At 42.1% G+C, this 13990-nt stretch carries 16 protein-coding genes; all 16 read right to left on the minus strand.

What is annotated here, in order from left to right; all coding sequences use genetic code 11:
• Positions 1-17: 17 nt before the first annotated feature.
• From BV11031_RS09710 to cheY, 16 genes are read right to left on the minus strand one after another with little or no spacing between them, the layout of a single operon-like run.
• A complete protein-coding gene (locus BV11031_RS09710) occupies positions 18-521 on the minus strand; it encodes a hypothetical protein (protein ID WP_010331077.1) in 504 nt (167 codons plus the stop codon).
• Between the two features lie 28 nt (positions 522-549).
• The gene (gene sigD, locus BV11031_RS09715) at positions 550-1314 is read right to left on the minus strand and encodes an RNA polymerase sigma-28 factor SigD (protein WP_010331078.1); all 765 of its coding nucleotides are present in this window, start codon (positions 1312-1314) and stop codon (positions 550-552) included.
• A 22-nt stretch (positions 1315-1336) separates the two neighbouring features.
• On the minus strand, positions 1337-1837 hold the full coding sequence (cheD, locus tag BV11031_RS09720; RefSeq protein WP_010331079.1) for a chemoreceptor glutamine deamidase CheD: 501 nt from the start codon (positions 1835-1837) through the stop codon (positions 1337-1339).
• The gene (cheC, locus tag BV11031_RS09725; protein ID WP_010331080.1) at positions 1834-2463 is read right to left on the minus strand and encodes a CheY-P phosphatase CheC; all 630 of its coding nucleotides are present in this window, start codon (positions 2461-2463) and stop codon (positions 1834-1836) included. Before cheC ends, cheD begins: the two co-directional genes overlap by 4 nt.
• 18 nt (positions 2464-2481) lie before the next feature.
• Positions 2482-2952, minus strand: coding sequence for a chemotaxis protein CheW (gene cheW, locus BV11031_RS09730; RefSeq protein WP_010331081.1), 471 nt, complete (start codon positions 2950-2952; stop codon positions 2482-2484).
• 21 nt (positions 2953-2973) lie between these two features.
• Positions 2974-4989, minus strand: coding sequence for a chemotaxis protein CheA (gene cheA / locus BV11031_RS09735; protein WP_010331082.1), 2016 nt, complete (start codon positions 4987-4989; stop codon positions 2974-2976).
• Positions 4990-4994: 5 nt separating this feature from the next.
• Positions 4995-6065 carry a protein-glutamate O-methylesterase CheB gene (gene cheB, locus BV11031_RS09740; protein ID WP_010331083.1) on the minus strand — a complete coding sequence of 357 codons (1071 nt, stop codon included), beginning with the start codon at positions 6063-6065 and terminating at the stop codon, positions 4995-4997.
• Between the two features lies 1 nt (position 6066).
• On the minus strand, positions 6067-6963 hold the full coding sequence (gene flhG, locus BV11031_RS09745) for a flagellum location/number ATPase FlhG (RefSeq protein WP_082246411.1): 897 nt from the start codon (positions 6961-6963) through the stop codon (positions 6067-6069).
• A complete protein-coding gene (locus tag BV11031_RS09750) occupies positions 6954-8054 on the minus strand; it encodes a flagellar biosynthesis protein FlhF (protein ID WP_010331085.1) in 1101 nt (366 codons plus the stop codon). Before BV11031_RS09750 ends, flhG begins: the two co-directional genes overlap by 10 nt.
• On the minus strand, positions 8054-10087 hold the full coding sequence (gene flhA, locus BV11031_RS09755; protein WP_010331086.1) for a flagellar biosynthesis protein FlhA: 2034 nt from the start codon (positions 10085-10087) through the stop codon (positions 8054-8056). Before flhA ends, BV11031_RS09750 begins: the two co-directional genes overlap by 1 nt.
• A 32-nt stretch (positions 10088-10119) precedes the next feature.
• Positions 10120-11202 carry a flagellar biosynthesis protein FlhB gene (flhB, locus tag BV11031_RS09760; protein WP_010331087.1) on the minus strand — a complete coding sequence of 361 codons (1083 nt, stop codon included), beginning with the start codon at positions 11200-11202 and terminating at the stop codon, positions 10120-10122.
• Complete coding sequence (gene fliR, locus BV11031_RS09765) at positions 11202-11981, minus strand: flagellar biosynthetic protein FliR (protein WP_010331088.1); 780 nt, start codon at positions 11979-11981, stop codon at positions 11202-11204. The genes flhB and fliR overlap by 1 nt, the downstream gene beginning before the upstream one ends.
• Before the next feature lie 7 nt (positions 11982-11988).
• Entirely contained in the window at positions 11989-12258 is a 270-nt protein-coding gene (gene fliQ, locus BV11031_RS09770) for a flagellar biosynthesis protein FliQ (protein WP_010331089.1), read from the minus strand.
• A 14-nt stretch (positions 12259-12272) separates the two neighbouring features.
• The gene (gene fliP / locus BV11031_RS09775) at positions 12273-12938 is read right to left on the minus strand and encodes a flagellar type III secretion system pore protein FliP (RefSeq protein ID WP_010331090.1); all 666 of its coding nucleotides are present in this window, start codon (positions 12936-12938) and stop codon (positions 12273-12275) included.
• On the minus strand, positions 12931-13590 hold the full coding sequence (gene fliZ / locus BV11031_RS09780) for a flagella biosynthesis regulatory protein FliZ (protein ID WP_010331091.1): 660 nt from the start codon (positions 13588-13590) through the stop codon (positions 12931-12933). Before fliZ ends, fliP begins: the two co-directional genes overlap by 8 nt.
• A gap of 14 nt (positions 13591-13604) precedes the next feature.
• The gene (gene cheY / locus BV11031_RS09785) at positions 13605-13967 is read right to left on the minus strand and encodes a chemotaxis protein CheY (RefSeq protein ID WP_010331092.1); all 363 of its coding nucleotides are present in this window, start codon (positions 13965-13967) and stop codon (positions 13605-13607) included.
• Between the last annotated feature and the right edge of the window lie 23 nt (positions 13968-13990).

The raw sequence follows: 13990 nt of genomic DNA on the forward strand, positions 1-13990 counted from the left end.
ACAGCTTTATCCGACAATCAAGAATCCTTTACACCTTTGGAGCGAAATTTTAAAAATAGCTCAATTTCTGTCTTTCCGCTCTTCAGTTTCTGAGCGATTTGACTGGCTGAATACCCCTGCTCATATAAATCTATGACCTGGTCTTCAAAAGTTTGGACATCGCTGTTTACGCTCTCTTCCTGACGCTCAACTTCAGTAATCAGGCCTTCAATATGTTCAGGAAGATTCTCTTCTTCTTGAACTGTACTCCGCTCTGAATATGTTTTAGCGTTCTGAAGGTGTGGCATTTGGGCTTCTTCATCGGCTTGGCTTGGAAGTGAATCGGTATTTTCTATCAGTTTCTCATTTTCTTCTTTTAATTCAAGAAGAAATGCTGCCAAGGTGTTTTCTGTCTCTTCAAGTATCTTCTTTTGCTGTTTTTCTGTTTCTTTCACAGCCGCGAGCCTTGTATATAGGATCATGACAGCGTACAGAAGAACGCCGTGGAGCGCAAAGCTTAAAAGCCATAATAGTGTTGACATGTTTTTCACTCGCTAACCATGAAATTCTTTATTGAATCACTTTTTCAAGCAAATTCTTTAATTTAAATAGTGCCTTTGAATGGATTTGTGATATGCGGGACGTAGAAAGATTTAATACTTGTCCGATTTCTGTCAATGTCAACTCCTCTTTGTAGAACAAACTGACTACCAGCTGTTCTTTTTCAGAGAGTTCGTGAATTTTTTCTGCAAGCTGCGCAATCAGTTCATCCTTCATAATCTTTTCCTCAGGCGGAACATTTTTGTCATCTCTGATCATGACCTGAATGTTTTCACCATCATCTTGATCATGGAGCTTTTCATCAATTGACAGCAGATTGGCAAAAAAGCCTTCATTCATTGTTGACACTACATCCTGTACCGTCATTCCGAGTTCCTCTGCAATTTCTGCGGGCGTTACGTTCCGAAGATAGCGCTGTTCAAGCTTTTCAATTGTCGCTTCAACCTTCTTTGTTTTTTCACGTGAGGTTCTGGGCAGCCAATCTTCTTTGCGAAGCCCGTCTATGATTGCACCGCGAATTCTAAACGAGGCGTAGGTATCAAATTTTAAGTCCCGGCTGGGGTCAAATTTTTCAAGGGCATCATATAAACCAAGCATACCAAGGCTCATTAGATCGTCTTTATGCACTGATTTCGGCAGTCCGACAGAAATTCTGCCTACATGATATGTGACAAGCGGCATGTAACGGCGCATTAAATCGTCACCGGCTTTAGGATCTTTCCACTCTTTCCAGCGCGTCCAAAGCACCTGATCTTCATAATTCAAGGATTGCATCGTTATCCCCCTAATACCTTTATTAAATCGTTTTTTCACCTTGTTTAACAGTTCGAATATGCAGCATGCAGGACTTCGGTTCAAATTCTATCGTCCGGCCGCTTGAGCCGCCCGTATCTTCACTAATGATAGGAATTTTATATAAAGACAGCTGTTCCTTTATCGCTAATACATTTCTCGGTCCGATCTTCATCAAATCATTTGTTGATTTAAATTTAAACATTTCCGATCCGCCGGCTAACTTTGCTTTTAATGCAGATTTCCTGCACCCCGCTTCTACCAGCATATCAATTGTGGTCTTCACGGCAGTATCAGCGTACTTGGCCCGGTTGAGTTCGGCAGTTTTCGATAATGTTGAATCCGGCAGCATGACGTGAACAAGACCTGCTGTTTGCTTTTCTTTATCATAAAGCACCAGCCCCACACATGATCCCAAGCCAGAGGTCCGGATGGTCTCCGGGAAGCGGGCGATCTTCACATCAGCAATTCCAACCTTTACAACAACAGCCTCGGTTGTACTCATAATGATGCACCCAAGGCGACAAAGAGCTTTTCAAATGAATCATAGTCCGGCAGCATAAACATATGCGCTTTCAGCTCCTGCTGATGGCTTTGGTCAAAAATTGACGTGTCGACAACAATAGCATGTTCTCCAACCTGACTGAGCTCCATCAGCCCTTCGCTGATCACAGCGCCGAACATGTCCAATGAAACTTCAGGTACGCTTGGGTAAAGCTGGAGTTTCGTCAAATCCGCCAAGGCTGTTAAATATGACCCTGCTAAAATATTGCCCAGTTCATGCAAAGCGGATGAGCTCATTTGATCTTCACCTAAATCCTCTATATCAAATTCGGGGTTTCCAATCAGCTCTCTGATAAACTGCTCCGCCTGATAAAAAGGCATTATAAAGAACATTGAACCCGTTAAATCGCCTTCCATCCTTAAGAAGATGCTGGCAACCGGGGTATCGGCGCCGCCGAAAAAATCGACAAGTTCATCGAAAGACAGCAGCTTTGCAAACGGGACTTCCATATCTATCTTTCTATTTAACAGCTGGGCCATTGCAGAGGCGGAGTGGCCGGCGCCAATATTGCCGACTTCCCGCAAAATGTCCATCTGCTCTTCTTTGATTCCATTAAAAATACTCATGTCATAACCCCTTTAAGATTAAGCTTGATCGGGCACAGCGGACTGAGATGATTCTTTATCCAAAACCGCGTTCGCATCAATAATATTTAAGAGCCTGTTCTCTTGTTTCACAATCTGTTCGATTGCCACATCCATATCTTTCTGGACGCTTTCTGGAGCAGATTCTATTTCATTTTCGTGTACGGTAATCACATCATTAGCTTCATCTACAATCCAGCCAACTTCAATATCACGATAAGCAATAATGATAATTCGTGTTTCATCTGTAATTTGATACTCTGGCAAATTCAGGCGCTTTCTTAAATCAATAACCGGAGTCACCACCCCGCGCAAATTGATTACCCCGCAAATATATGGTTCGACGCCAGGCACTCTCGTCGGCTTTTGCCATTTTTCAATTGATTTCACCTGAGTGACGGAAATGGCATATTCTTTGCCATTTACCACAAAAACAATCATTTTTTCCCCTGTTTTAATTTCTGCAGTCATGTGAGACACCTCCTCGAATGGTTAAATAATCAGTGCATTACAATCAATAATGAGCGCTACTTCTCCGTCTCCTAAAATAGTAGCTCCGGAAATTGCAAAGACGTTTGTTAAATAATCTCCGAGTGATTTCAGCACAACTTCCTGCTGGCCAATAAAGGAGTCCACTACAAATGCAGTAGGTTTATCGCCTTTTTTCACGACAATGATATGGAGCTGTTCCGCATCTTGTCTTGTATCATTTATTTTAAACTCTTCTTTTAAATAAACGACAGGGACAATGTGCCCTCTAAAGTCAATCACTTCACGGTCATGTGTTTGTAAAATGTCTTTTCTGTTAATAACTGCTGTTTCAATGATTGAAGAAATCGGAATGGCAAATGTCTCTTCTTCCAATTTGACCAGCAGAACTGAAATAATGGACAATGTAAGCGGAAGCTGAATGCTGAATAGAGAGCCTTGGCCTTCTGCAGATTTCACACTCACTGAACCGCCAAGAGACTCCAGTTTATTTTTCACAACGTCAAGTCCGACGCCGCGGCCGGAAATGTCAGAAATTTGATCAGCAGTTGAGAACCCTGGAGCGAAGATCAATTCGTAAATTTGGTTATCTTCTAAGGTTTCAGCTTCTTTTTCCGTAACAACGCCGCGCTCAAGCGCTTTTTCAAGAATTTTTTTGCGATTAAGGCCTGCGCCGTCGTCCTCTACTTCGATAAAGACATGGTTGCCGCTGTGATAGGCTTTTAGCACAACTTTTCCTGATTCCGGTTTTCCCTTTTGCAAACGCGTTTCCGGAGACTCGATCCCGTGATCAATACTGTTTCTGATCAAGTGAACGAGAGGATCTCCGATTTCATCAATTACTGTTCGATCAAGTTCAGTTTCTGCACCGATGATCGAGAGTTCTATTTTTTTATTCAGCTCTTTTTGAAGCTGGCGAATCATTCTCGGGAACCGGTTAAAAACAGTTTCAACCGGAACCATTCTCATATTGAGAATAATCGACTGCAAATCTCCGGAAATTCTGGTCATTCGTTCAACTGTTTCAGTCAGTTCATTGTGCTCAAGCTCTTTTGCAATCTGTTCTAGACGCCCGCGGTCAATGACAAGCTCTTCAAATAAGTTCATTAAAGAATCCAGTCTGTCAATGTTGACGCGAATTGTTTTAGATCCCCCGGCGGTATGCTTCGCCTGGTCGTCATTTTTGGCAGGCTGTTTTTGTTTTTCCTGCTTTACCGATACAGGCGCTTGTGATTCCGCCGACTTAGATTCTCCCGGCTTTTCAGCTGATGTTAAAGGAGCCCCTTGAATGACTTCGACTTGCTCAATTTCTGAAACTCCATTGATTAATTGTTCAATCTCTTCAGATGATTGATGTGTTAAGAAGCAAACTTGAAAGTCAGTGCCGAAATCTTCTGTTTCAAGCACTTCCGCACTTGGGATTGTTTTAGCCACTTCTCCGACTTCATTAAGCTTTTCAAACACCATATATACCCGAACTGCTTTTAACATACAGTTTTCGTTCAGAGAAATCTTGATTTCATATCGTTTGAAACCTTGCTCCTCCGCTTCTTGTATGACAGTCCGTTCAAATTCGTCATATTCCCAATCAGGTGCTGAACTCTGTTCTTCTGCAGGCTCCGCAGAGGCAGCCGTTTCAGCATGCGTATTATTCACATCAAGCTTGGCGCTCACTTCTGAAATATCCCTTTTACCGTCTCCGCCGTCAATAATAGATTGGACCATAGCTTCCAGGTGGTCCAGAGCTTCAAACAAAATGTCAAGCCAATCTGCGGTAACTGCCATGTCTCCGTTTCGGAATGCATCCAGCACGTTTTCAAGCAGGTGGGTTAGATGTGCTAAATCTGTATAGCCCATCGTTGCGCTCATTCCTTTTAATGTATGGGCAGCCCTGAATATATCATGAACGAGCTGAAGGTCAGTCGGGTCTTTCTCTAAAAGGAGAAGCTTTTCATTACATGTTTGTAAATGTTCTTTACTCTCATCAATAAAGACATCTAAATACTGATTCATATCCATTTGAATCACACCCTCTCTTTTTTCACACAGCTTGTGATGGATGCTGCGATATCTTCCACATGTTTAATCTCATGAATGAGACCCGCTTTAACAGCAGCTTTTGGCATTCCATATACGACACAAGATTCCTCAGACTCCGCAATGGTTTTCACATTGCCGGCTGTAAGCATGTCTTTAAGGCCGGCAGTGCCGTCATTGCCCATCCCGGTCATGATAACCGCTATTTTTTCATAGTCTGCAAGCTTACCGACAGAACGGAATAAATAATCGGCTGATGGTTTATGCCGGCTTGGCGTGTCGAGATTATCAAGAACGATCTGGAGCCCTTCGCTATTTTTGATAACGGATATGTTTTTTCCGCCCGGCGCTATGTACACACAGCCGTTGAGAGCCGCTTCACCATCTTTTGCTTCTTTTACTTGAATGTCAGATAAATGATTCAGACGCTCAGCCAAAGAAGCAGTAAAACCTTCAGGCATGTGCTGCACAACAACCACCGGTGCATTCAACCCCTTCGGGAGCTTCGGTATCACCTTTTGTAACGCTCTCGGACCGCCTGTTGATGTACCGATACATACAATTTGTCTGCCTGTGCTTGTCCTCGGCTTGCTTACATCAGGCTTTACAGGACGTACGATAGGCTCAGGACTCGCTGCCTGCGAAACTGGGTGTTTTCCCTGACCGGAAAGTCCAGCCGCGAGGACACGCTCAACTAATTGTTCTTTAATTTTATACAGATCCAGAGAGATAGAACCTGATGGCTTTGTGATAAAGTCAAAGGCACCGATCTCCAAACAATTAATTGTGCACGCTTTTCCTTTCTCAGTCTGGCTTGACACCATGATGACCGGCAAGTTATAAATTTCAATAATTTTGCGCAGTGTGTCTGTCCCATTCATGACCGGCATTTCCACATCAAGCGTAATAACATCCGGTTTTAGTAACTCGATCTTCTTAAGCGCTTCTTCTCCGTTTCTCGCAGTTCCGATTACTTCAATCTGCTTTTCCTCGGTTAGAAAATCACTTATCATTTTTCTCATGAAAGCTGAATCATCAACTACAAGCACACGAATCAAATTAAGCCCTCCTCATTAAAAAAGAAGATAATTTCTCCATAAATGTCTGTTTGCCTTCTTTGTGTCTGGTTTCTTCTCTTTCAAACAAGGCGTCCGCTAATAGACGGACTGACCGGCTGGCTTTCGCCTGAGGACTTTTTATAAAAAAAGGAACCTGTTCGACAACCGCTTTGCTTACGATCGCATCATCAGAAATGGAACCCGCAAACTGAACCTGAACATCTAAAAACATATGAATCGTGCGGGAAAGGCGGGTAAAAGCGTCCAGCCCTTCCTTTTGATCTCGGCATCGATTGACAGCCACCTTCATTGAAAGCTTATTTTCTGTCAAAACTAAGTGCTTGACAGCGCTGTACGCATCCATGATGGCCGTCGGTTCGGGTGTTGTTATGATCAAAATATCTTCCGCTGATAAAATAAAGGGCAGCTGATCTTTTGATAAGCCCGCTCCCATGTCAAACAGGACATAATCGAACTGGCTTAACGCGTGAGAAAGCTCATTGGCAAAAAACGCCCATTTTCTCTGATCCAGCTGGAAAATCACATCCAGACCGGTTCCCCCAGATATATACCGCAAACCCTTTGGGCCAGTGGATAATGACTGCAGCAAAGGCTTGCGATCGGTTAATATATCGATAATTGTGGCGGATGATGAGTTTCCCATTAATATATCAATGTTCCCCATGCCGATATCAAGATCGATGAGCAATACCTTCTTACCTTTATCCTGCAGCGCAAGAGCCATGTTTAAGGTAATATTGGATTTTCCGACACCGCCCTTGCCGCTGATGACAGCAAGTGTTTTCGCTTTTTGCGAATAAACCATTGGCAGAACACGCTGACGCTTTTCCATTTTCGCCCGTAAAGTTGCTGCTTGGTCAAATCTGTTCATCTGCACAGCATCCTTACAAAATCAAGAGGTGATACAGTCTGTATATCCTCTGGCACATTCTGGCCGTTTGTCATAAATCCGACACCTATCTTGGTTTCTGAAAGTATATTAAATACAGAACCTAAGGAAGCAGTTTCATCAATTTTCGTAAAAATAAACTGATTGACAGGGACAGATGAAAACCGTTTGACAATATGCTTCATATCCTCATATTTTGCAGTCGCGGATAAAACGAGAAATGACTGAATACTGCTTTCAAAAGGGATTGTCTCTTTCAATTCATCAATGTACTGCTGCTCCTTGAAGTTTCTTCCGGCTGTATCAATAAACACATGATCATACTCAGTGAATAACTCTTTCGCCTTCTGGAATTCTTCTTTTGTATAACAAACTTCCAGAGGAGCCTGCAGCAGTTCGGCATATGTTTTCAACTGTTCAACAGCTGCAATCCGATACGTATCTGTTGTAATAAAAGCGATTTTTTTCTGTTTTTCAAGCATAGATATAGCAGCGAGCTTTGCCAGTGTTGTCGTTTTACCTGCGCCCGTTGAACCAAACAGCACGATATACTTTGAATGAATAGGCTCCTGCCACTTGTCTGATTCAGGCAATGCATTGCATAGTATATCCTCGAGTTTACCGATCACGTTATCTTCCGTCAGACCGCCAGCTTCCACAGAGCAGCGAAGCAATTTTTTCAGCGCGCTCGTCTTCATTGACTCTTTAATCCCGCTTTCTTGCAAAAGCTTTTCCGCTTTTCGCAGCGGCTCAGGAAGTACAGATTGATACGCTGAGAAATCACCAGGCTCATGCGGCGACGGAAATTGAGGGAGATATGTCCTCTCCTCTATTTTCGGACTGCTTACCGGAGTTTTTAATGTTTGTTGCGGCTCAACTTCCTTCTGAGGCGTTTTTTTATTAGGAAAGTCCTGATCCAATACAGCAATGACTTCAACAGCAGGCTTGTTGATGAGTCCAAACCACTTTCGCTTTTTAATCTTTTTTGAATTTAAGATGACGGCATCATTACCTAACTCTTTTCTGATAAGAAGTGCCGCTTCTTGCATTGAAGCAGCAGTAAATTTTTTTATTTTCATTAAATATCCACCACTCCAATGCTTTGTACCTCAACATTCGCCTCAAGTTCGTTATATGAGAGGACCGGAAGATCAGGGAAGTATCGTTCCAGAAGCTGTTTTACATACATTCTGACAGGGGGCGAGCAAAGAAGAATCGCTGTTTCCTGACGTAATGAGAGCTGTTCGGCTTCTTTAGCGACAGAGCGCACAATACTTTCTGAAATATCTGGTTCAAGCGACAAATAATTTCCGTGTTCCGTTTGCTGTACACCGTCAGCTATCGCCTTTTCTACACGACCCGAACAAGTAACAACCTTTAACACTTCATTTTCTTTTGCAAACTGGGCTGTAATTTGTTTGGCCAGCGCCTGTCTTGTATACTCTGTCAAAAGATCAGAATCTGTTGTTAACTTTCCATAATCAGCAAGCGTTTCAAAAATCGTTACTAAGTTTCGGATTGAAACTTTTTCTTTTAAAAGCTTAGCCAGCACCTTCTGAATATCACCGACAGACAACGGATTAGGCGTAACCTCTTCGACAAGAACAGGATACGTTTCTTTCAAGTGATCGATCAGCTGTTTCGTCTCCTGTCTCCCGATCAGTTCGTGGGCATACTGCTTAATCTTCTCCGTAATATGGGTGGAAACGACTGAAGCAGGATCAACAACTGTATAACCAAGCATGTCAGCTTCATCTTTTACCGATTCAGCAATCCATTTGGCCGGAAGTCCGAATGACGGTTCAACTGTTTCAATCCCTTCAATGAGATCATCTTCAGGCGTAGGCGACATCGCTAAATAATGATCAAGCAACAGCTCGCCTTTTGCTACTTCGTTCCCTTTAATTTTTAATCGGTATTCATTAGGCTGCAATGCTATATTGTCTCTGATACGCACAACAGGAATGACAAGGCCGAGTTCCAGGGCCAATTGACGGCGAATCATCACAATTCTGTCTAATAAATCACCGCCTTGATTGGCATCAGCAAGCGGAATCAAACCATATCCAAACTCAAATTCTATCGGATCGATGTGCAGAAGCTGCACAACGCTTTCAGGACTTTTAAGGTCGTCGACCTCAGCCTCTTCCTCGAGAATCTCATCCACTTCTTCTTTTTCCTTACCTGATTTAGATAGCATATATGCGCCGAAAGCAAGCAGCCCTGCAAGCGGGCCCGTCAGAAAAATGCCAATCGGAGTGAAAATACCAAGAAGCAAAATCGTAGATGCTGCGACGTATAAAAGCTTTGGATAAGCAAAAAGCTGACCTGTAATGTCATGCCCTAAGTTTCCTTCAGAGGCAGCTCTTGTCACGACAATACCCGTAGCTGTAGAAATTAACAGGGCTGGAATTTGCGAAACAATTCCATCTCCTACGGTCAGCATCGTAAATTTTGAAGCTGCCTCTTGAATGGACATGTCCTGCTGAAGCATTCCGATTACGATACCGAAGATAATATTGATCATGACAATGATGATTCCGGCAATCGCGTCACCTTTTACAAATTTACTTGCACCGTCCATCGCTCCATAAAAGTCAGCCTCTCTTGCCACTTTTTCGCGGCGGTGCTTCGCATCCTGTTCGGTAATCATCCCTGCGTTTAAATCAGCATCAATACTCATTTGCTTCCCCGGCATTGCGTCCAGCGTAAATCTTGCTGCAACCTCGGAAACACGTTCAGAACCTTTCGTAATGACGATAAACTGAATAATAATCAGGATGATAAATACAACAAGTCCAACTAATACATTTCCGCCGACAACGAAATTTCCGAACGTCTCGACGACTTTTCCGCCTTCACCATGTGAAAGAATTGAACGGGTCGTTGAGACGTTCAAGCCCAAACGAAATAGGGTTAAAAGCAGCAACAGTGACGGGAAAATCGAAAACTGCAGCGCTTCCTGCATATTCATTGTGGTGAGAAGCACGATCAACGCAAGAGAAATATTAATAATGATCAAAATACTTAACAGCCATGGAGGAAATGGAATCACCAGCATCGCCACAATGAGGACAACACTTATTAAAACGGATAAATCTCTTGTTGACATGCTGTTTTTTCTCTCCTTTTAAATCGAAAAATTCAATATACTTTTTGTTTTGTTTTATATACGTAAGCCAGAATTTCAGCCAGTACTTTAAAAAATTCTTCCGGCACAGCCTGATCAATTTCTACCTGATCATATAACGCACGGGCAAGCGGTCTGTTTTCGACCATCGTGACATCATGCTCTTTCGCAATTTTCCTGATTTTTAACGCGAGGTGGTCAACACCTTTTGCAACAATATAAGGCGCGTCCATTTTTTCTTCGTCATACTTCAGGGCAATCGCATAGTGAGTCGGGTTTGTGATAATGACATCTGCTTTTGGAACTTCCTGCATCATCCGCCTCATTGCCATTTCCCGCTGCCTTTGTTTAATTTTAGACTTGATAATCGGGTCTCCTTCAGACTTTTTGTATTCATCTTTTATATCCTGCTTTGACATTTTGATGTTTTTCTCATGGTCAAACTTTTGATATAAATAATCGAGACCAGCAAGAATCAACAAAGCCCCTGCACCGCTCAGCCCCATCCACAGGGTGAGTTTTGAAACAAAAGAAAGTGCTTCTTCGGGTGTCAGAAGCGGGAGCCGGAGAATTTCTCCATAATGCAGCCAAAGTACAGCAAAAGCAGCAAAACCGACTACAGTGATTTTCAAAATGGATTTAAGCAGTTCTACTATGGCCCGCATGCTGTAAATTCGTTTAAAGCCTTTAATCGGGTCCAGTTTTTCAAGCTTAGGCTTTATGACCTCTGTAGAAAATAAGAAGCCCACTTGCATATAGTTGCTGGCGACCCCTGCGACAAGAGCGACAAGCATAATCGGCGCAAGCACAAAGGCCGTATCTTTTAATAAGCTGATAAACAGCATATGAACATTTGATTCTGAGAGCTTCATTAAGAGCGACTTGGTATAAAATGTTTCTATAAATGACAGTAGCCTGTCCCTCATAAAAGGCCCAATCGCAATGAGTGAAAGGAATATCACTAATAAAGAAACGGCAGTATTAACATCAGCACTTTTGGCAACCTGTCCTTTTTTTCGCGTATCCTGCCGTTTTTTTGGAGTGGCTTTTTCTGTTTTCTCTCCCGCAAAAAACTGCAGGTCAACTCTAAGCTTCATTAAGAAACACCGACCAATGCTAAAAGATTCCGCATCGTTTCAATCGTTAAACTGAAGACATTTCGCACAACGACGAAGATAACAGACATACACACAATAAGCATGATAAAACTGACAGCGATCTTTAAAGGCAGGCCGACCACAAATACATTTAATTGCGGAACAGTTCGAGCCACAATGCCTAATGCTAAGTCAACCAGAAACAAACTGGCCACAACAGGCGCTGACATTTGAAAAGCGATAATAAACATCGCATTAAAGCTTTTGGCGATAAAATAAGCAAACTTCTCATCGCCGAAATTCGGAAATGCCTGATCAATTGAAATATACTGAAAGCTGTAGTAAATACCGTCGAGCAGCAAATGATGGGCATTGACACTGAGCATAAACAAAAGTGCCATTGTATAAATAAACTGGCCAATTAGCGGACTTTGTGCCCCGGTTTGCGGATCAATAACGTTCGCAATTGAAAAACCCATTTGAAAATCAATAAACGAGCCGGCAATTTGAACTGCGGCAATCATCATATAAGCAATTAATCCCAGACAGAGACCAACCAAAGCTTCTTTAAACGCCAGGAGCATATATTGCCCATCTATCTCTAAAGAGGGAGGCTTATCAATGGTGCTGAAACAAATGACCGCGAGAAAAAAAGCAAATCCAATTCGATGAACAGCTGGTACATTTCGGTGTCCGAATAGCGGAATCGTTACAAAAAAAGCAGAAATTCTAATAAAAACCAATAAAAAAGCAGGAAATAAATCAATAATCGAATTCATCTCTACACTACCCTGCAAAACGATTTAAATTAGAAAACAACTCTGTTGTAAATGAAAGAATGATAGACAGCATCCATGGGCCAAAAAAAATCAGGGCCAGGAGAACTGCCACGATTTTCGGAATAAACGCCAAAGTCTGTTCCTGGATTTGAGTTGTCGCCTGAAATATGCTGACGATTAAACCGACCAGTAAAGCAATAGCCAATAATGGCCCACTGATCATCAGCGTTACGTATACGGCTTTTTCCGCCATAGAAATTACAAATTCTGAACTCACGTTTAGCACCTACCCTAAAAGCTCTGAAGCAAAGATTTCACAATTAAATACCAGCCGTCTACTAAAACAAAAAGTAATATTTTAAAGGGCAGAGAAATCATAACTGGAGGGAGCATCATCATTCCCATTGACATTAAGACGCTCGCTACGACCATATCTATAATTAAAAATGGAATAAAAATCATAAAACCTATTTGAAACGCTGTTTTGAGCTCCGATATGGCAAAAGCGGGAACCATTGTTGTTAGCGGGATATCCTTTAATGATTCAGGTTTATCCATATTCGCGTAATTCATAAACAATGCCAGATCCTTCTGCCTTGTGTGTTTACTCATAAATTCTTTAATCGGTTCCTCAGCTTTCGTATACGCTTCGTCCAAACTGATTTTGTTGTCCATCAATGGCGTCAGCGCCTCTTTATTAATCTCTGAAAAAGTAGGAGCCATAATAAAAAACGTTAAAAACAGCGCCAGCCCGATCAGAACCTGGTTTGGCGGCATAGATTGTGTCGCCAGTGAAGTCCTGACAAATGATAGAACAATGACGATGCGAGTAAAACAAGTCATAAGAATCAATATTCCAGGCGCCACTGAAAATACAGTTAACAATAATAGTAATTTAACAGATGAACTTACGTTTTCCGGATCGCTTGAACTGAAAATATTTATAAACTCATTCATGATGACGTGGGCCTTTCTTCTTTCCTTCAGAACGATTTTGTTTTAACTCTTCAAGCTGCTCTTTTAACGCTTTTGAAAATGAAGGCAGTTTTTGCTGCGGCTGATGTTCAGCACCCTTCAGCGGCTTCACTAACTTTGTCCACTCTATTTTGCTTGACATTGCCTCTTCATGCTGGCTGAGAATAACCTCAATCTCTTTTTCATCTTCAATTTCTTTCAGCAGCTGGATCGTCTCTCCTACACCAACGACGAGCACATTGTTTCCGACTTTGATCAATTGGATGGATCTATTTTGCCCGACCGATGTGCCGCCAATATTTTCAACATATTGAAAAGGCTTGAGGAGCCGATTTCTTTTGTTCATAAGCTTTACCAGCCCGTAAATCAGTACGACAACAAACAGTAAAGCGAAAATCATCTTCACGAAATCAAAAGCTGAGACAGAAGGAGCAGCCGCCCCCTCCGTCTCATCAGCAGTTTGTGTTGTTTTTTCTTCCTTTTGCTCTGGCTTATCTGCAGTTTTTTCATCTTTCTTTTGAAACCATTCGTTTACAGTTGAATTGTCAGAGTCTGCCGCGGCAGCCGCAATCGGATGTACACTGAATAAAACGAAAAAACAAGTAAAAACGATGAAATATAGACTCTTTTTCAACAGTCGTACACCCTTTAACTTAATGTTTTGTTGATTGCTTCAAGCACACGGTCTGCCTGGAAAGGTTTTACGATAAAATCCTTGGCACCGGCCTGGATGGCATCGATAACCATTGATTGTTGTCCCATAGCTGAACACATGATGATTCTAGCCTGTGCATCAATTTCTTTAATTTCTTTTAATGCTGTTATGCCGTCCATTTCCGGCATCGTGATATCCATAGTAACAAGATCAGGAGTAAGCTCTTTATATTTTTCTACTGCTTGCGCTCCATTTTCAGCTTCCGCTACTACTTCAAAACCGTTTTTTACCAAAATGTCTTTAATCATCATTCGCATAAATGCTGCGTCATCTACAATTAAAATTCTGTGTGCCATAATCTATCTCTCTCCTTGTGTTT

The sequence above is a fragment of the Bacillus vallismortis genome (assembly GCF_004116955.1).
In the GTDB taxonomy this organism is placed as follows: Bacteria; Bacillota; Bacilli; order Bacillales; family Bacillaceae; genus Bacillus; species Bacillus vallismortis.

Excerpts from the sequence above, each read along its gene's own strand:
- fliR (WP_010331088.1), bottom strand. The coding sequence starts at position 11,981 with ATGAATTCGATTATTGATTTATTTCCTGCTTTTTTATTGGTTTTTATT.
- cheW (WP_010331081.1), bottom strand. The coding sequence starts at position 2,952 with ATGACTGCAGAAATTAAAACAGGGGAAAAAATGATTGTTTTTGTGGTA.
- cheD (WP_010331079.1), bottom strand. The coding sequence starts at position 1,837 with ATGAGTACAACCGAGGCTGTTGTTGTAAAGGTTGGAATTGCTGATGTG.
- flhB (WP_010331087.1), bottom strand. The coding sequence starts at position 11,202 with ATGAAGCTTAGAGTTGACCTGCAGTTTTTTGCGGGAGAGAAAACAGAA.
- cheY (WP_010331092.1), bottom strand. The coding sequence starts at position 13,967 with ATGGCACACAGAATTTTAATTGTAGATGACGCAGCATTTATGCGAATG.
- fliP (WP_010331090.1), bottom strand. The coding sequence starts at position 12,938 with ATGAATGAGTTTATAAATATTTTCAGTTCAAGCGATCCGGAAAACGTA.
- cheC (WP_010331080.1), bottom strand. The coding sequence starts at position 2,463 with ATGAGTATTTTTAATGGAATCAAAGAAGAGCAGATGGACATTTTGCGG.
- BV11031_RS09750 (WP_010331085.1), bottom strand. The coding sequence starts at position 8,054 with ATGAAAATAAAAAAATTTACTGCTGCTTCAATGCAAGAAGCGGCACTT.
- cheA (WP_010331082.1), bottom strand. The coding sequence starts at position 4,989 with ATGGATATGAATCAGTATTTAGATGTCTTTATTGATGAGAGTAAAGAA.
- BV11031_RS09710 (WP_010331077.1), bottom strand. The coding sequence starts at position 521 with ATGTCAACACTATTATGGCTTTTAAGCTTTGCGCTCCACGGCGTTCTT.
- flhA (WP_010331086.1), bottom strand. The coding sequence starts at position 10,087 with ATGTCAACAAGAGATTTATCCGTTTTAATAAGTGTTGTCCTCATTGTG.
- sigD (WP_010331078.1), bottom strand. The coding sequence starts at position 1,314 with ATGCAATCCTTGAATTATGAAGATCAGGTGCTTTGGACGCGCTGGAAA.